Origin of the sequence: Halomonas sp. KO116 (assembly GCF_000734975.2) — a bacterium.
Taxonomy (GTDB): domain Bacteria; phylum Pseudomonadota; class Gammaproteobacteria; order Pseudomonadales; family Halomonadaceae; genus Vreelandella; species Vreelandella glaciei.
The window spans coordinates 1,902,797-1,918,374 of the sequence record NZ_CP011052.1 but is presented as its reverse complement, the minus strand read 5'-3'; the positions used below and the strand labels follow the sequence as shown (position 1 = coordinate 1,918,374).

Genomic DNA, 15,578 nt, shown 5'->3' with positions numbered 1-15,578 from the left:
ACTATGGAAAGGTGTCGCAGCGCTCGCTCTCATGGGCCTTTCGCACAGTTGTTTACTTTTTAACCACACTGTCATGTAAGGCATCCCCATTGGCCGGTATTTATCCGCCTTTGCGGCTGACAGTGACCCATCATCAAGGTAGAGTGCAGGCTTGCAACGCGGAAGGATGTCATGCAACCGATTCAAACCCTTGATGAGTTTTTTACCCGTAGCGGCGCAGAGGTTTCCCTTTACCATATGGGGCGCCATGTGGTCGCCTGCCCACGGGAGTCCCTCGCCGCCTTTGAGCGTGGCGAACTGGCGTGGCCAGAACCTTGGCAAGGCCAAGCACGTTTAGCCATTCTATTCCGTTTGGGGGATATGCCCGAACCTGCCATTTGGTTTTTAGCCCTGCCACTAGATGAACAGGGGATACTTGCCCCAGCTCAGCGTGATGCGTTTTTAAATCGTCTGCTGGAAACATTAGGTCGAGCTGTTTCTCAGGTGGGACGTGAAGAAACAGCGGACGTAGACCACTTAATGAAGGATAATCCCCTCGCCTTTACGCCCAGCGTTACCTTTCAAGCAATGTTCAATGCCCGTGCAACTTATGACGCAGGGCTACCTGCCAGCCAGCATTTTGAGCCGATTGAGGATTACTTGAGCGGCCAGCAGGCGATTGATTGGCAGGCATTAGGGTTACAGGGAATTGCCGATTACGTCGTGCGTATGGAGTCGCCTGACGCTGACACGTTAGCCCTGAGACTGCCTGACCTACCTACCGCCGTTATTAACTCCGTGTGCTACTGTTTAGAGCACCAGCCATTGCCACAGGCATTAGTCGCCGCGCTGCAACGTCGTGGCGAAGCCGCCGCACAAGCGGGCGATATTGAAACCTTATGTGCTTGTCTGCGCGCCGTGGGTAATACGGATACAACCGCGGTGGGCAATTGGTACTCCGCCTTACTTAAAGACACCACCGTTTGTGGGCCGGATGTGCTGGCTGCCATTGCCGGGCGTGGCTGGGTGTATCTTGAAGACGCGGAACGCTTACCTCTTTTTCTACAGCGTTTGGCGGAAGATGAGCGTACTGATTTTGCCGCGGTAGTGCGTGATCTTGCACTCATCCCACGGCTACGCTTACCGGTCATGATGGCCATGCGTGATGCGCCCGAAGGCTCTTATATTCAACACCGTTTGAGCATGATGATGTCGCAGAGAAAGGCTTGATTTGATGTTGTCATTTTTAATTGCAAGGAGTGAGCCGTGAAGGAATTACCCTATCAGGCCAAGGCGGTCATTGGACGCCGTGAAATGGTGACGTTACCTGAGCTAGGGCTTCACCTATGCTGTAAAGCGGACACTGGTGCGCGTACTTCTGCCCTGCATGCAGAAGAGATAGAGACACATGAAGATGAACATGGTCAACTATGGGTAAGTTTTATTACCCACAGCGCTGGGCCAACAACACCCGCCCACCGCTACAATCTACATTTGCATGATCGACGCCGAGTCACCAGCTCAAACGGGCATAGCGAGTGGCGCTATGTAATACGTACCCCAATGCAAATGGGTGATTTGAATTTTCCGGTTGAACTGACCCTGACTGACCGCAGCAATATGCGCCACCCAATGCTACTAGGACGCCGCGCCATGCGCCGCCTGCTAATTGCACCTGGTGCGGCATTTTTGCACGGTGAGCCTTAACCCCTTTTATTAACCGCCTTTGTTTAGACTCGGAGTCACCTACATGCATATCGCTCTGCTATCGCGCAACCGTAATTTGTACTCTACACGCCGCCTGGTTGAAGCTGCAGAGCAGCGTGGGCATACCGCTCGTGTGGTGGACACGCTGCGCTGCTATATGAGCATTACCTCGCATCACCCTTCGATCCACTATAAAGGCCAAGAGATTGAGCCTTTCGATGCGGTTATCCCACGGATTGGTGCATCAGTCACCTTTTATGGCTGCGCGCTGTTACGTCAGTTTGAGATGATGGGCACCTACGTTATCAACGATAACGTCTCCATCACCCGTTCCAGGGACAAATTGCGTTCGCTGCAGTTACTATCACGCAAAGGGCTGGGACTGCCGATCACCGGCTTTGCCCACTCGCCGGACGACATTCCCGACCTGATCACCATGGTCAAAGGTGCTCCGCTCGTTATTAAGCTGTTGGAAGGTACCCAGGGGATTGGCGTGGTATTGGCTGAAACTAACCAAGCGGCAGAGTCTGTGATTCAGGCTTTCATGGGTATGAAAGCCAATATCATGGTGCAGGAGTATATAAAAGAAGCGCGTGGCGCCGATATCCGCTGCTTTGTAATCGGCGATAAAGTAGTCGCCTCAATGAAGCGTCAGGCGGCGGATGGTGAGTTTCGCTCGAACCTACACCGCGGAGGCTCTGCCAGCGTGATCCGAATCACTCCTGAAGAGCGTTCAACGGCGATCCGTGCAGCCAAGGCCATGGGCCTGCGCGTTGCTGGTGTCGACTTGCTACGCTCGAATCACGGCCCGGTGATTATGGAGGTTAACTCTTCGCCTGGTTTGCAGGGCATTGAGAACGCCACTGGCAAAGATATTGCAGGAATGATCATTGAACACATTGAAAGAAACGCCACACCAGCCCGTAAAGCGCCGCCCAAGCCTAAAGGCTAAGGCAAAATATTAAAATAATCCGCTTCGGGGGTGGCAAATAGTCGCTGTCACCCCCACAATCTGCGTCACCGAAGGAGGTAGACGCTCATGTTTCTCGATAATCGCCAAGTGGCGATGGACAGCGTATTGGAAGCGCTGGCCGATAGCATTGATTATTTCCAAGACAATATCGAACGCCTGCGGCCCTCGCTGCGTGACGCTTTAAAGCCGCATTACACTGCGCGGCTCAAGCAGATGCGCAAGTTGCAGGAGCTTGCCCGTGCGCATTTGAAAATGCTGCCCCGGGATGCAGACGTTGAGCGCGATGATTTCTTATGGCTTTGGAGCCGTCTAAAAAGCTTCGTCGGCAACGATAGCCAAGTACTCATCAATGAGCTATTGGAGCAAGAGCGTGTATTAATGCAGGCGCTCTCCTCGCTGTATACCCACCCGCTACCCGACCCGATCGAACCGGTAGTAGAGGAGTGCATGCAAGGGTGCCGTAAACTAATCCGCGAGCTGTATGCGCTGCAAAAGCGCAAAACCCACCGCTAGGGATTGGTAAAACGATCGTTCAATGACGGCAGAATAAGGTCGATAGGGGCACGTCTCGGTATCTCTATGGGCTCGGGCGTACCCAGGAAATAGGGCTCTCTCTTCCACACGTATAGATCGCCCAGGGTGGCCACCCGCGCCGCCCACTCGCGCAGCTTTAAACGCCATCCCACCGTTACTTTAGGATCATCCGCCACGCAGCCAGTGACATCAATGCCTAGCGCGCGCCCAATATATACCGCGCGGGGGAGATGCCAGCTCTGGGTGACCAGCAGGGCTTTATCAAGCTGAAAGACGTCCCGGGCGCGCGCTAGCGTGTCGTAGGTGCTAAAGCCAGCAAAATCCATGGTCAACTGCTCAGGCGCGACGCCGCGACGATATAGCTCGCGCCACATTGCCCGTGGCTCGTTATACGCCTGGGTACGATTATCCCCGGAGAGCAAAAGATGCTCGACCTGGGACTGTTCAATTAAAGTAGCAGCGGTTCGCATGCGTGCATGGAAGTGCGGGTTTCGCACCCCACTACGCGTCCAGTGAGACGTACCGAAGACAATCCCCACCTCTGCTGGACGACACTGCTGCGGCTGACGCTCAATGTAAGCGGCGGTCGTCGCGAGCACCCAAAAATTGCCGCCTATAAACAGCAATGTCGCCAGCAGCGACAGTGCTCCTAGCGACATTAATAAACGCTTCAGCCATTTCAACAAAAGGTTATGCATCCAGCTCCCCAGCCGGGGTTAGAACATGCCGAGTTCAAGCTTGGCCTCGTCACTCATCATGCCACGGCTCCAGGGCGGGCTGAAGACAATTTCCGTGTGAACCTTGCTGATCTGCGGCGCGCCGAGAATCTTATTGCGCGCATCTGCAGCGATCACATCACCCATCCCACAGCCGGGAGCGGTCAACGTCATACGGATAGTAGCGATGCGCTCACCACTGATAAGACGCTCAATTCGGCAACCGTAAACCAAACCCAGGTCAACGATATTGACCGGAATCTCCGGATCAAAGCAGGTACGTAGCTGGTCCCACACGAACTGCTCTATCTCCTCTTCGGTAGCCGTTTCAGGCAGCGTAGGACGCGGTAGCGGCTCAAGTCCCAAAGCATCCAAGTTGCGCCCCTCAATCAAGTAGAGGCGCCCTTCAAAACCAACGCTTACCGTACTGCCTTTCGCCTGCATAACACTAACAACGCTATCTTCGGCCAGTGTTTCCGTACTACCAAACGGAATGGCAATAGCCTCCACATCGCGCTGGAGCGGCAACTGTTGACCCCGTTCGAGACTGGCTACTTGCTCAAGATCCATATCTGTCCTTAAAAACGTTCTTCAAAGAGCTGGCCTTAAAGAACCGACCTTAACGCACCATACCAATGACACGGTTGAGTGCTTCAATAAAGCTATCCACTTCTTCGAGCGTATTATACGCAGCAAATGAAGCACGGCACGTCGCATCGACTCCGAAATGATGCAGCAAGGGCTGCGCACAGTGGTGGCCGGTACGAATAGCCACGCCGAGTTGATCTATCAATAAGCCGATGTCTTGCGAATGCGCCCTTTCCACCACAAACGAAAGCACGCCTGCTTTTTGCGGTGCGGTGCCTAAAATACGCAGCCCATCGATTCGTCCAGCTGCTTGCGTCGCGCGGTAAAGCAATTGCCCTTCCCACTCGCCGATGGCATCAACACCAACGCTTTCTACCCACTCAAGTGCACGCCCCAGAGCAATGACTTCCGCAATGGCGGGCGTTCCGGCTTCAAACTTGTGCGGAATATCGGCGAAGGTGGTGCCTGCACCGAAAGAGACGGTTTTAATCATCTCACCGCCGCCCTGCCAAGGCGGCATCGCTTCCAGCAAAGCCTGCTTGCCATACAGCACGCCTACGCCGGTTGGCCCATACACTTTGTGGCCAGAGAAGGCGTAAAAGTCAGCATCAATCGCCTGCACATCGACTACCTGATGAGGGGCAGCTTGGGCGCCATCAATCAGAATCAAGGCACCGTGCTGGTGGGCAAGTGCCGCCATTTCCCGCACAGGGTTAATAGTCCCTAACGCATTAGAGACATGATTGACCGCTACCAGCTTTGTACGCTCACTCAGCAGTGCGCGATAAGCAGCCATATCCAATGCGCCATTGGCTTCAACGGGAATCACCTTAATGGTAAACCCGATCTCGGCGGCCAATAATTGCCAGGGCACAATATTGGAGTGGTGCTCCAACATTGAGATCAGCACTTCATCGCCAGGTGCGAGGGTTTTACGCCCCCAGCTCTGCACGACTAGATTGATGGCTTCCGTGGTGCCACGGGTAAAGATGATCTGACGCGCATCTTCCGCGTTGAGAAAAGCCCGAACCTTGTGACGCGTGCCTTCAAACGCCGCCGTCGCCTCATCGGCAAGGGTATGCAGCCCGCGGTGAATATTGGCGTTATAGCGCGAGTAGTAATCGCTAAAAACGTCAATCACCTGTTGAGGCGTCTGGCTAGTCGCCGCATTGTCTAAATAGATTAACGGTTTGCCGTGCACTTCACGGGCAAGCACCGGAAAATCCTGACGCAGACGGGCGACATCAAAGGGTGCTTGCACTTGCGTGGGCGCCTGCTCAATAACGGTATTTGGCATCAATCACTCCTCGTTGAGCCCTTGAAGCTGGTCTTTAACAGCGGGCCTTTAAAAGCTGACCTTTAAAAGCGGGTCTTAAAGAGCTAGTCGTTAATTGCGGCTGCCGCTTCAACAAGCCCAGCAAGATTAAAGCGCTCCGGCAACTTACCCGCAACCGCGAGTTCAACGCGTTCGGCAATCGCATCCAGGCTAACTTTATCCAACACCTCTCCCGCAAAGGCGAGGGTTAACAGGCCTCGTGCGGTGGCTTCATCGATACCGCGCGTGCGCAGGGCATAGATCGCCTCTTCGTCCAGCTGGCCGGTAGTGGTGCCGTGTGAACACTTAACATCATCGGCGTAGATTTCAAGCTCAGGCTTGGCATCGATGTGGGCACGATCCGACAGCAGTAGGTTTTGATTGCTCTGAAACCCTTCAATTTTCTGGCTGTCGCGCTTGACGTAGACCTTGCCGTTAAACACGCCGTGAGCGCGGTCATCCAGAATGCCTTTGTAGTTCTCATTGGAGAACGTCAGCGGCGCATTGTGGTTGACCTTGGTGTGGTTATCGACGTGCTGACGACCCTGACCAAAGAACAGGCCCAGGAAGTTGGTTTCAGCGCCCTGGCCGTTCAAGTCGCTGATCAAGTCGTTACGCACCAGCGCACCGCCCAGGCTCAGGTTGTAGGAGGTATAGCGCGTGTCGCGGCCCTGCTCCACGTGAATGCTCGCCACGTGCATATCACCCAACGGTGCTTCTTGAAGTTTGTAGTGAGCAAGAATCGCCCCACGGTCGAGCATCAGTTCGCCAACCACGTTAGTGAAGTTAGTCGCTTCGCTTTCACCGGTGTAGTGTTCAATCAGCGTGGCTTCGCTGCGGCTACCTGCTTCCACCAGTACGCGCGGGTGGCACATCACTGGCTGGCCAGCGCGGGACAGAAACTGCAGCAGGATAGGTTTCTCAACGACTGCTCCCGGTGCAATGCGAACCACAGCGCCCTCTTCCATAAACGCCGTATTCAGCGCCGCAAACGGTGAGAAATCCACCCCAGTTAAGCGACCCAGCGGGCCACCAACCGCTTCGTGGTTCTCCGCCAGCGCCTTGGAAAGCGGTAACACCTGGACGCTTGACGGCAGCGAGTCCAGATCCGAAAGCGCCGATGAGAAAACGCCATCCACAAAGGTTAAGCGGTAAGCATCAATGGGCAGCGTTAGCGCCGCGGCACTGGCCTGAGAGAACTCGGCGTTGTCAGCTAGCGCAAAGTTACCCTGGGCAATCGAGCGCACGTCGGTGTACTTCCACTCTTCATCGCGACGAGTGGGAAAACCCAGCGCCTCAAAACGTGCGGCACCTGCCTGACGACGAGCGGCAATCCAGGTGGGTTCCGCCGTGTAGTTCGAGCTGCGCGCCTTCAGCGTGTCTAAAAAGGTTTGCGTATCGCTCATGCCACAGACTCCTCGATACCTTCGTACCCATTGGCTTCCAGCTGTTTGGCCAGCTCAGCGTCGCCAGTTTTGACAATACGGCCATCGACCAAGACATGAACCTTGTCGGGAATGATGTAATCCAGCAGACGCTGGTAGTGGGTGACCAGCAGAATGGCGCGGTCTTCAGCGCGCAGGCTGTTGACACCATCGGCGACCACTTTCATGGCGTCGATATCCAGGCCGGAATCGATCTCATCGAGCATGGCAAGCTTCGGCTGAAGCACCAGCATTTGCAGGATCTCGTTGCGTTTTTTCTCGCCGCCTGAGAAACCTTCGTTAACGGCGCGCTGCAGGAAGCTAGCGTCCATTTTCATGTAACCAAGCTTCTCTTTCACCAGCTTCATAAACTCCGGCGCTGGCATTTCACCTTCGCCGCGAGCGACACGCTGGGCATTAAGCGCAGACTTCAGCAGGTAGATATTCTTAACCCCTGGAATCTCGACCGGGTACTGGAAACCCAGCAGCAAGCCAGCCTGGGCGCGCTCTTCAATTTCCATCTCAAGCACGTCTTTGCCTTCAAAGGTAACCGTGCCCTGAGTGACTTCGTAGCCATCTTTACCGGCAATGACTGCCGATAGCGTCGATTTACCCGCGCCATTCGGCCCCATGATGGCGTGCACTTCACCCGCGTTGATAGTCAGGGTGAGTCCTTTCAGAATTTCATTGCCTTCGACGGTGACGTGTAAATCATTAACTTGCAACATATTGATTACCTTATAATTCTGGCGAGTCGCTACGGCGACACTAATAAAATGAGTGACTGAACGGCTAGGGATTAACCTACCGCACCTTCCAGGGTAACGTTGAGCAGCGCTTCCGCTTCCACGGCAAACTCCATCGGCAGCTCTTGGAAGACGTCTTTACAGAAGCCATTCACAATCATGCTGACCGCGTCTTCTTCCGAGATACCGCGGCTCTGGCAGTAGAACAGCTGGTCTTCACCGATTTTAGAAGTGGTCGCTTCGTGCTCAATGGTCGCCGTACTGTTGCCAATTTCTTGATAAGGGAAGGTGTGCGCACCGCACTTATCGCCAATCAGCAAAGAGTCACACTGGGTAAAGTTACGTGCCCCTTTGGCGCGCGGGCCGATTTTCACCAAGCCGCGATACGACTGATTGCTGCGACCGGCAGAGATACCTTTAGCAACGATATACGAACGGGTACCTTCGCCAATGTGAATCATCTTGGTGCCGGTATCGGCCTGTTGGCGGCCATTCGTGACCGCAACAGAGTAGAACTCGCCGATACTGTCTTTACCCCGTAAAACGCAGGAAGGGTATTTCCAGGTAATCGCCGAGCCGGTCTCTACCTGCGTCCAGCTGATGCGCGAGCGGTCGCCACGGCAGTCGCCACGCTTAGTAACGAAGTTGTAGATACCGCCCTTGCCATTCTCATCACCGGGATACCAGTTCTGTACCGTGGAGTATTTGATATAGGCGTCGTCTAGGGCGACAAGCTCTACCACCGCGGCGTGCAGCTGGTTTTCATCGCGCATTGGCGCGGTACAGCCCTCCAGGTAGGAAACCTGGGCGCGGCTTTCGCAAATAATCAGCGTGCGCTCAAACTGGCCGGTATTGGCCGCGTTAATGCGGAAGTAAGTGGACAGCTCCATCGGGCAGGTCACGCCTTCCGGCACAAATACAAAGGAGCCGTCGGTGAATACCGCTGAGTTCAGCGCCGCAAAGTAGTTGTCTGCCACAGGCACTACGGTGCCCAGATACTGCTTGATCAGTTCCGGGTAGTCGCGGATAGCCTCGGAGATAGAGCAGAAAATAACGCCTGCCTCACCCAGCTGTTTTTTGAAAGTGGTCGCAACCGACACCGAGTCGAATACTGCGTCTACTGCCACGCCTGCCAGCGCCGCACGTTCGTGTAGCGGAATGCCCAACTTCTCATAGGTTTCCAGCAGCTTGGGGTCGACTTCATCCAGGCTCTGCGGGCCGTCTTCCGGGCGCTTCGGCGCACTGAAATAGGAAATCGATTGGTAATTGATCGGCGGATAGTCAAGATGCGCCCAAGATGGTGCCTCCATCTTCAACCACTGACGATAGGCATCCAGGCGCCACTCCAGCATCCACTCGGGTTCGCCCTTCTTCTTGGAAATAAAGGCGATGGTGTTTTCATCCAGGCCAGGTGGCAGGGTGTCGCTCTCAATATCGGTTACGAAGCCGTCTTTGTATTCGCGACGAACCAACTGTTCCATTTCTTCGCTTGCCATGGTGATACCCTCCGGGCAGTTGGGTGGCGAGGTTATCGCCTTTAATAATAAAGTAGGCCTGCTGTACTTGTGCCGCTATTAGGCCGACACCGCCGACAGGCTGATCGTTTGAATTGGCAATTGCACCGGCAATTTAATCGGCGCTGTATCGGCTAAATGCGCTAAGGTCACGCTTTCAAGCAGCGTTCGCATCGCCAATGAAACCCGCTGCCAGTTGTCAGCCACACCGCAGGTAGCCACAAGCTCACAATCGCCTTCCGCTTGGCTACACTCGGTCATGGCAACAGGGCCTTCAATCGCCGCAATAATGTCGGCTGCCGTAATCTGTGATGCTGGCCGCGCCAAGCGATAACCGCCTTGAGCACCACGTTGGGAAACCAGCAGCCCCGCACGTGCCAACATTTTAAGTGTTTTACTTACCGTGGGGTGTGGCAGCTGCACAGCCTCAGCCAAGTCGGCCGCTGCATGTGATGTTTGGGAGTGACGGGCAATTTGTGCCATCACTACAGCGGCATAGTCTGTCAGCCGAGAAAGCTTGAGCATGTCGACTCCCCTTTTATGTGCTTGGTACGCAGTCATTCAATTAGTTGGCTGCATCAATTGAGTACCATTTTAGTCCTGTATAAATTTGATGTGAAGCCCTTGAGCTAAATGGTTGGCAATTTGAGCAAAATAACAGCACGATCGACGCTAATCGCATCAAAAACAACAATCATTATCATTTGAAAAAGCTATTACGCGCATTTACCTATTACCTATCGCTTTAGACAGATTAGCGGCCTCTGATAATTTCGACTGAGTATTGAGTGCCATCACTGCGGATGGCGGCTTGCTATTCGAGGATTAAAAGATGGATTCAGCAGTCAATAATATGATCAGCGCATTAATGGCACTTCAGCAAGCGCAAGTAGCCCAGCAGGCTCAACTGAGCTTTTTTTTAAAGAGGCGTTAGACGGGCAAGCAGCGCATATTACTGCGCTAATGGACAGCGTTGCGCAGGCGCCACAAGTGGAAGCGTCGGTACGCAAATCAATACCACTGTGTAAAAATAGACGACTAATAAATCAATAGCCCCCTGATGTCAGAGGGCTATTTTTTTGGAGTGTCTGCTTTAACGCTAGGCTTTCTTAACAAATTCAGATTTAAGCTTCATCGGCCCGATGCCGTCTATTTTACAGTCGATATCGTGATCGCCGTCCACCAACCGGATGCTCTTCACTTTGGTGCCTACTTTAACCACCAATGAACTGCCTTTAACCTTCAAATCCTTGATTACCGTTACGCTATCGCCGTCGACCAACATGTTGCCGTTAGCATCGCGCACGCCTGAAGCTTCTTCAGCGCTCTCCTCGGCTACCTTTGACCACTCGTGGCCACACTCTGGGCAGACGTATTGAAGCCCATCATCGTAGCTAAATTCGGAAGCGCAGGCAGGACAGTTAGGCAGATCACTCATGGGATGGCTCCATCGCTTGGCTAATAGAAAAGGTTGATTCAAGGCCTAAGAAAGCGATGGAGCCTACACGGATTATTCCGCTTGTCTACTTTTGCAGATGCGATCAATCACGCTGATACGTGCCTACCAAACGATTCATGCCTAGCAGATTAGGCTCTATTTCTTTGAGTAACTCGGCAAGTGTCAGTCCTTCAGGCAGCGAGGTTTGATGGTCCAGCGCCAGCACCCAGAAGTAGTAAAGATGCTTACCATGCCCTTCAGGGGGCATCGGACCAAAGTAACCCACTTCGCCTTTATCATTGGCGCCAGCAGTGCCCACAACACTCTTTTCAGTTAACTCATGGGTATCAGCGGGCAAGTTATAGAGCACCCAATGTACAAAGCCGTAGCTGCCATCCTTGACCAAAGGAGCATCTGGGTCGTGACAGATGACAGCGAAACCCTGGGTTCCCTCGGGGGCATCTTTCCAAACTAGGGGAGGCGAAACATTTTCCCCCTCCCCTGTGTGCTTGGAAGGAATGGCTTGATGATCGGCAAACGCTGGACTGGTAACCTGCATTGATGAAAGTGCAAATGCCATGTTTCTCTCCTTGGTTTATCTGATGGGCCTTGGTTTATCTGGTGAGCCGTTACTGAGCATGAAGTCCATTCATCATCGGGCCACCTGCTCAGCGTATTGTTGCCACCACTGCTGAGCAGACGCCACATTCTCAGCATTATGCGCAGGGTCAAGTACTACCCCTAACTGAACGTAATCGCCACCTGTTCTGACCATTAGCTGAGGATCTTGAGTGGCTAGCTGTAGCGCGTAGAGCACCAACATTTGTTCATACGCATCGCTGGTGTTCAACCGAGCAAACAGCAGTGGAACAGCAGGAAGCCCTATTTCGCCTAATCGTTCAGCGGCAATGTACCAGGGACGACGGTTGTCACGATCACCGTAGCTGGTCACAAAACGCCGATCGGCCAAACGGCTAACATAATAGGACGCTTCCTCTTCCGGACTGATAAACAGCGGCGGCACCCAGTCACTCGCCATAGCGGTCTCCGGCGCTGTCGTGGCGGCAGGGACGGATTGCGAGCTGGGTAACGGTGCTTCAGCCGCTGCCTGGCTAGGGGTTGGCGAAGGACGCTGCCCACCGCCGGCACAGCCCGCGAGCAATAGGCTTACGCCTACTACTACCCCTAGATATAGCGCACTTCGCTGCATTGTCAGGCTTCCTTTGCTAGACGTTAAAGAGGCCATCGGCCCTGTTTCTTTAGGCGACGCTTTACCCACACATCATAAAGGGTTCGCAGTGCTGGTTTAATCCCAGGCAAGCCGATCAGCCAAGCGACCGGGACCAATAACGGAATACGCTTCATCAACAAACGGTAGGCGTCGATACCTTCTATTAATTGACCTTGCGCAGTTTCGATATGCAGAGAGCGCAGCGCTACTGCAGGGTCAACACCCTTTGCACGTAGGGTTTGCTCATGTTCGCTTACGTCAAGCCAACCGATATCTTTTGCATGGCGCCCCGACCAGCGCTCATAGCGCCGACGCTCTTGGCGACAAAGTGGGCACTGGGCATCGTAATAGACATTGATCAATGTCTTACTGGACATATTGCTTCTCAACTTTAAGACTCTTAAGCAGTGTGGCATTTTCATTATGTGGCGCAACCCCTTGCTGCCCCACGTTTCCATTAGGTCTTTGCTATGAATGCTGAGCTTAGTAATGAATTTAGTAAACAACTGTTAGTGATTGCTCATGCCCCGTCAGCGAATACCCGTCTTCTGCGCGAAGCGGCCGCGCGGGGCGCTAGCCATCCCGATCTTGAGCAGGTGCAGTGTGTGGTGAAAGCGCCTTTGGAGGCAGGCCCAGAGGATGTACTAGCCTGCGATGCCATCCTGCTCGGTACCACGGAGAATCTGGGCTATATGAGTGGCGCGCTAAAAGATTTCTTTGACCGCACCTACTATTCTGTTCTAGAAAAAAAGCAAGGATTGCCCTGTGCGCTCTATATCCGCGCAGGACATGACGGCACGGGCACCCAACGCGCAGTAGAGAGCATCGTGACCGGCTTACGCTGGCGCTGGGTGCAGGCACCGCTCATTTTAAGCGGTGAATGGCAGCCAACGTTTGCAGATCAACAAGTAGAAGAACTTAGCATGACCTTAGCGTTTAGTGTTGAAAGCGGCATTGTATAACCACGCGCAGCCTGCCTTACTGTAGGTAAGCACTTCGTGCATTCAGTGCGATTGAGAGTCATCAACGCACATCTTTCAGGTAGCCATTATGCACAATGTCATTGCCTTCTATGATGATCGCGTATTCGCTCACGAACCCAATATCGACGCTGACTTTTTACCCCAGCGAATCGATAAGCGCATTCGCCATCTGCTTGCTGGCTTACCCGTGCCTTGGAAATATCCCGAGCACCCTGGGCGATTAACCGCTATTCAACAGCTGCTTGAGAGAGCCCCCATTGAAGGCTTAAAAATTGAAGGGGGTAAAGCGGCTACCCATGAGCAGTTAGCGCGTGTGCATACCACTTCCTATCTAAGCGACATTTTCAGCCTGCGCGGCAAAAATGCTTGGCTGGATGTGGACACCACGGCGGTCTCACCGGGTAGCGTTGATGCTGCTGAAGTCGCCGCTGGAACGGCTATTGCCGCAGTGGAAGCAGTGATGGAAAAACGTACTAAAAGCGCCTTTGCTCTTGTGCGCCCGCCAGGGCACCACGCAGAGCCCGTTCGCGCCCGCGGCTTTTGCTTGTTTAACAATGTAGCTGTGGCGGCAGCCCATGCCCGCAGCGCGCTAGGTTGCGAAAGAGTGCTCATTGTTGATTGGGACGCCCACCACGGCAACGGTACACAGGATATTTTCTGGGCAGAGCCCGATGTGATGCTTTTTGATATTCACCGCGCCGCCCCCTTTTACCCCGGCTCTGGCCACCTGGAAGAAGTAGGCGCCGGTTTGGCGGAAGGCACCACCATCAACGTGCCGCTACCTGCTGGCGCCGGTGATGAAGCGTATTTGAAAGCCTTTCGCGACATCCTGGCGCCAGCAGCTGCCTGGTTTAAACCTGATATCATTTTAGTATCAGCAGGCTTTGACCCCCACTGGCATGACTTGGCGCTCAACGTCTCCTACGAAGGGTTTGGCGCGCTAACCGGCTTTATGCAACAGCTGGCCGAACAGCATTGCGAGGGCCGTTTGGTATTCGTATTAGAGGGCGGCTACAACCTTGAGTCACTGGCCAACGGTACAAGGGCGGTACTCGCGGTTCTGGCGGGCAACACAGTTCCGGTACCCGATACCTGCGGCATTGCGGAAGTACAAGCCGCAGCGGATTTTCACCGCACTGCTTTTCAGTCTGAATAGGGCTATTCGGAGTAGTTTTTTCTGAGCAAAGGCCTGACAAATAAAAACGGCACCTCGAAGGATGCCGTTTGAGTAGCTAAGGCTATGGTTATTTCAGCCGTTCAAATACCGTTGCAACCCCCTGTCCCATGCCGATACACATGGTCGCCAAGCCCAGGGTAGTATCGCGCTGCTGCATAACGTTCAACAGCGTGGTGCAGATGCGTGAGCCCGAGCAGCCCAAGGGGTGCCCAAGGGCAATGGCCCCACCGTTGAGGTTAACCTTATCGTCCAGCGCATCCAGGAAGCCTAAATCTTTCAGCACTGGAATCCCCTGAGCGGCAAACGCTTCGTTGAGCTCAACCGTTTGGATATCAGCGGCAGAGAGACCAGCGGCTTTTAGCGCTTTCTTGGACGCAGGCACTGGACCATAGCCCATGATAGACGCATCGCAACCTGCCACACCGGTCGAAAGCACTCGCGCTATGGGCTCTAAGCCCAGTGCTTGAGCACGCTCGTAACTCATCACTGCCATTGCCGAGGCACCAACAGAAAGCGCCGAGGACGTACCTGCGGTCACGGTACCGTTGCGCGGATCAAATACCGGTTTGAGGCTCGCCATAGACTCCAGGGTAGAGTCGGGGCGAATAACCTCATCGCGCTGAACCATCACCCTGAAGCCGCGCTGATCGTGGCCTTCAACACCGATAATTTCATTATCGAAGTAGCCCTTCTCCATCGCCGCTTGAGCACGCTGGTGGGAACGCACGCCAAACTTGTCCTGCTCTTCTCGGGAAACGCCGTGCATTTTGCCCAGTAGTTCAGCGGTCAAGCCCATCATCATCGCCGCTTTGGCCGCGTATTTGCTGGCTGCCGGGTTGACGTCAACGCCGTGGGCCATGGGTACGTGCTCCATATGCTCCACGCCACCGATGATAAAGAAATCACCCATGCCCGCTTTGATATTGGCCGCAGCGATATGCAACGCAGTCATCGAAGAACCGCACAAACGGTTGACCGTTTGCGCAGGTACCGAACGGGGAATACCGGTCATAATCGCCGCGTTGCGTGCAATATTCATTGATTGCTCAAGCGTCTGATTCACACAACCCCAGATCACATCATCAACTTCCGACGGGTCTAGGTTTGGGTTACGAGTAAACAGCGCCTGCATGGCCGCAGCAGAGAGGTTCTCAGCGCGAACGTTACGAAAAGCACCATTCTTGGCTTTCGCCATGGCGGTACGGACACCGTCAACCACCACAATATCTCTCGGACTCAAACTCATCTCTTAT

18 protein-coding genes are annotated in these 15,578 nt (G+C 54.0%); 6 read left to right on the top strand and 12 right to left on the bottom strand.

Translation table 11 applies throughout. From position 1 onward, the window contains the following. Positions 1–171: 171 nt before the first annotated feature. The 4 genes from KO116_RS08860 (at position 172) to KO116_RS08845 (ending at position 3,172) form a co-directional block, all read left to right on the top strand. Positions 172–1,209 carry a DUF3549 family protein gene (locus KO116_RS08860; protein ID WP_035556976.1) on the top strand — a complete coding sequence of 346 codons (1,038 nt, stop codon included), beginning with the start codon at positions 172–174 and terminating at the stop codon, positions 1,207–1,209. A gap of 36 nt (positions 1,210–1,245) precedes the next feature. Then, positions 1,246–1,686: an ATP-dependent zinc protease family protein gene (locus KO116_RS08855; RefSeq protein WP_008957021.1), complete on the top strand. Its 441-nt coding sequence runs from the start codon at positions 1,246–1,248 to the stop codon at positions 1,684–1,686. 43 nt (positions 1,687–1,729) lie between these two features. Continuing rightward, a complete protein-coding gene (gene rimK, locus KO116_RS08850; protein WP_035556974.1) occupies positions 1,730–2,638 on the top strand; it encodes a 30S ribosomal protein S6--L-glutamate ligase in 909 nt (302 codons plus the stop codon). 87 nt (positions 2,639–2,725) lie between these two features. Next, entirely contained in the window at positions 2,726–3,172 is a 447-nt protein-coding gene (locus KO116_RS08845) for a hypothetical protein (protein ID WP_035556972.1), read from the top strand. Here KO116_RS08845 and KO116_RS08840 read toward each other — a convergent pair. The 11 genes from KO116_RS08840 to KO116_RS08790 all read right to left on the bottom strand — a co-directional run bounded on the left by KO116_RS08840 (position 3,169) and on the right by KO116_RS08790 (position 12,542). After that, a complete protein-coding gene (locus KO116_RS08840; RefSeq protein ID WP_035556970.1) occupies positions 3,169–3,891 on the bottom strand; it encodes a SanA/YdcF family protein in 723 nt (240 codons plus the stop codon). The two genes, KO116_RS08845 and KO116_RS08840, sit on opposite strands and share 4 nt — an antisense overlap. A gap of 18 nt (positions 3,892–3,909) precedes the next feature. Continuing rightward, positions 3,910–4,479 (bottom strand): putative Fe-S cluster assembly protein SufT, encoded by a 570-nt coding sequence (gene sufT / locus KO116_RS08835; protein WP_035556968.1) that lies wholly within the window; start codon positions 4,477–4,479, stop codon positions 3,910–3,912. A 49-nt stretch (positions 4,480–4,528) separates the two neighbouring features. Next, a complete protein-coding gene (locus KO116_RS08830; protein WP_035556965.1) occupies positions 4,529–5,794 on the bottom strand; it encodes an aminotransferase class V-fold PLP-dependent enzyme in 1,266 nt (421 codons plus the stop codon). Between the two features lie 83 nt (positions 5,795–5,877). Then, entirely contained in the window at positions 5,878–7,218 is a 1,341-nt protein-coding gene (gene sufD / locus KO116_RS08825) for a Fe-S cluster assembly protein SufD (protein WP_035556962.1), read from the bottom strand. Then, positions 7,215–7,964 carry a Fe-S cluster assembly ATPase SufC gene (gene sufC / locus KO116_RS08820; protein ID WP_035556959.1) on the bottom strand — a complete coding sequence of 250 codons (750 nt, stop codon included), beginning with the start codon at positions 7,962–7,964 and terminating at the stop codon, positions 7,215–7,217. The genes sufD and sufC overlap by 4 nt, the downstream gene beginning before the upstream one ends. A 71-nt stretch (positions 7,965–8,035) precedes the next feature. Continuing rightward, positions 8,036–9,478 (bottom strand): Fe-S cluster assembly protein SufB, encoded by a 1,443-nt coding sequence (sufB, locus tag KO116_RS08815; RefSeq protein WP_035556955.1) that lies wholly within the window; start codon positions 9,476–9,478, stop codon positions 8,036–8,038. A gap of 78 nt (positions 9,479–9,556) precedes the next feature. After that, positions 9,557–10,021: an SUF system Fe-S cluster assembly regulator gene (locus KO116_RS08810; protein WP_035556952.1), complete on the bottom strand. Its 465-nt coding sequence runs from the start codon at positions 10,019–10,021 to the stop codon at positions 9,557–9,559. Between the two features lie 574 nt (positions 10,022–10,595). Further along, positions 10,596–10,934 carry a zinc ribbon domain-containing protein YjdM gene (locus KO116_RS08805; protein ID WP_035556949.1) on the bottom strand — a complete coding sequence of 113 codons (339 nt, stop codon included), beginning with the start codon at positions 10,932–10,934 and terminating at the stop codon, positions 10,596–10,598. A gap of 103 nt (positions 10,935–11,037) precedes the next feature. Continuing rightward, positions 11,038–11,514, bottom strand: coding sequence for a YbhB/YbcL family Raf kinase inhibitor-like protein (locus KO116_RS08800; protein WP_035556946.1), 477 nt, complete (start codon positions 11,512–11,514; stop codon positions 11,038–11,040). A gap of 72 nt (positions 11,515–11,586) precedes the next feature. Continuing rightward, positions 11,587–12,144, bottom strand: coding sequence for a hypothetical protein (locus KO116_RS08795; protein ID WP_045812108.1), 558 nt, complete (start codon positions 12,142–12,144; stop codon positions 11,587–11,589). Between the two features lie 23 nt (positions 12,145–12,167). Beyond that, on the bottom strand, positions 12,168–12,542 hold the full coding sequence (locus KO116_RS08790) for a thiol-disulfide oxidoreductase DCC family protein (protein WP_035556942.1): 375 nt from the start codon (positions 12,540–12,542) through the stop codon (positions 12,168–12,170). Between the two features lie 93 nt (positions 12,543–12,635). On the opposite strand from KO116_RS08790, the gene KO116_RS08785 reads away from it, so the two are divergent. Both KO116_RS08785 and KO116_RS08780 read left to right on the top strand, forming a co-directional pair. Beyond that, positions 12,636–13,127, top strand: coding sequence for a flavodoxin family protein (locus tag KO116_RS08785; RefSeq protein WP_035556939.1), 492 nt, complete (start codon positions 12,636–12,638; stop codon positions 13,125–13,127). Between the two features lie 88 nt (positions 13,128–13,215). Beyond that, positions 13,216–14,304 carry a histone deacetylase family protein gene (locus tag KO116_RS08780; protein WP_035556936.1) on the top strand — a complete coding sequence of 363 codons (1,089 nt, stop codon included), beginning with the start codon at positions 13,216–13,218 and terminating at the stop codon, positions 14,302–14,304. 88 nt (positions 14,305–14,392) lie between these two features. Here the strand turns inward: KO116_RS08780 and fadA are convergent, their stop codons facing one another. Beyond that, complete coding sequence (fadA, locus tag KO116_RS08775; protein ID WP_008959931.1) at positions 14,393–15,571, bottom strand: acetyl-CoA C-acyltransferase FadA; 1,179 nt, start codon at positions 15,569–15,571, stop codon at positions 14,393–14,395. Positions 15,572–15,578 lie beyond the last annotated feature (7 nt).

Coding starts and splice junctions, on each gene's coding strand:
- KO116_RS08860 (WP_035556976.1), top strand. CDS start 172: ATGCAACCGATTCAAACCCTTGATGAGTTTTTTACCCGTAGCGGCGCA.
- rimK (WP_035556974.1), top strand. CDS start 1,730: ATGCATATCGCTCTGCTATCGCGCAACCGTAATTTGTACTCTACACGC.
- KO116_RS08845 (WP_035556972.1), top strand. CDS start 2,726: ATGTTTCTCGATAATCGCCAAGTGGCGATGGACAGCGTATTGGAAGCG.
- KO116_RS08840 (WP_035556970.1), bottom strand. CDS start 3,891: ATGCATAACCTTTTGTTGAAATGGCTGAAGCGTTTATTAATGTCGCTA.
- sufT (WP_035556968.1), bottom strand. CDS start 4,479: ATGGATCTTGAGCAAGTAGCCAGTCTCGAACGGGGTCAACAGTTGCCG.
- KO116_RS08830 (WP_035556965.1), bottom strand. CDS start 5,794: ATGCCAAATACCGTTATTGAGCAGGCGCCCACGCAAGTGCAAGCACCC.
- sufD (WP_035556962.1), bottom strand. CDS start 7,218: ATGAGCGATACGCAAACCTTTTTAGACACGCTGAAGGCGCGCAGCTCG.
- sufC (WP_035556959.1), bottom strand. CDS start 7,964: ATGTTGCAAGTTAATGATTTACACGTCACCGTCGAAGGCAATGAAATT.
- sufB (WP_035556955.1), bottom strand. CDS start 9,478: ATGGCAAGCGAAGAAATGGAACAGTTGGTTCGTCGCGAATACAAAGAC.
- KO116_RS08810 (WP_035556952.1), bottom strand. CDS start 10,021: ATGCTCAAGCTTTCTCGGCTGACAGACTATGCCGCTGTAGTGATGGCA.
- KO116_RS08805 (WP_035556949.1), bottom strand. CDS start 10,934: ATGAGTGATCTGCCTAACTGTCCTGCCTGCGCTTCCGAATTTAGCTAC.
- KO116_RS08800 (WP_035556946.1), bottom strand. CDS start 11,514: ATGGCATTTGCACTTTCATCAATGCAGGTTACCAGTCCAGCGTTTGCC.
- KO116_RS08795 (WP_045812108.1), bottom strand. CDS start 12,144: ATGCAGCGAAGTGCGCTATATCTAGGGGTAGTAGTAGGCGTAAGCCTA.
- KO116_RS08790 (WP_035556942.1), bottom strand. CDS start 12,542: ATGTCCAGTAAGACATTGATCAATGTCTATTACGATGCCCAGTGCCCA.
- KO116_RS08785 (WP_035556939.1), top strand. CDS start 12,636: ATGAATGCTGAGCTTAGTAATGAATTTAGTAAACAACTGTTAGTGATT.
- KO116_RS08780 (WP_035556936.1), top strand. CDS start 13,216: ATGCACAATGTCATTGCCTTCTATGATGATCGCGTATTCGCTCACGAA.
- fadA (WP_008959931.1), bottom strand. CDS start 15,571: ATGAGTTTGAGTCCGAGAGATATTGTGGTGGTTGACGGTGTCCGTACC.